The organism is Alcanivorax sp. HI0044, from assembly GCF_001634945.1.
Map to the genome: position 1 here is coordinate 1 of NZ_LWEZ01001864.1, position 663 is coordinate 663.

Here is a 663-nt window from a genome sequence, read left to right on the forward strand (position 1 = left end):
CCGCTATTCCAACCTGCTTTCTCCGCTGGATCTGGGGCATACCCAGATCAAGAACCGGGTGATTATGGGGTCCATGCATACCGGTCTGGAAGACCGCTTCTGGCAGTTCCCCAAGCTGGCGGCCTACTTTGCCGAGCGGGCCCGCGGTGGTGTTGGCTTGATCGTAACCGGTGGCTTCAACCCCAACAAGAAGGCCTGGTTCTATCCCTTTGCCGGCCTGTTTAACAGCCGCCTGGATGTGCGTAACCACCGCAAGGTGACCGATGCGGTGCACCAGGAAGGCGGCAAGATTGCTCTGCAGATCCTCCATGCCGGGCGTTACAGCTATCACCCCTTCTCCCGTTCGGCTTCTGCGATCAAGAGCCCGATCAACCCCTTCAAGCCCAAGGCCATGTCCACCAAGGAAGTGGAGCAGACGGTGAAGGATTTTGCCCACACGGCATGGCTGGCCAAGAAAGCCGGCTACGACGGTGTGGAGATCATGGGGTCCGAGGGCTACCTGATCAACCAGTTCACCGCGTCGCGAACCAACAAGCGTAAAGACAAATACGGTGGCAGTGCCGAAAACCGCCGTCGCTTCCCGGTGGAAATCGTTCGCGAAGTGCGCAAGCGTTGCGGCGATGATTTCATCGTCATGTTTCGCCTTTCCGTGGTTGATCTGGT

The 663-nt window shown here is 58.4% G+C and carries 1 pseudogene; it reads left to right on the forward strand.

From position 1 onward, the window contains the following. A pseudogene (gene fadH / locus A3730_RS27725) lies at window positions 1-663 on the forward strand (NADPH-dependent 2,4-dienoyl-CoA reductase); the annotation flags it as partial.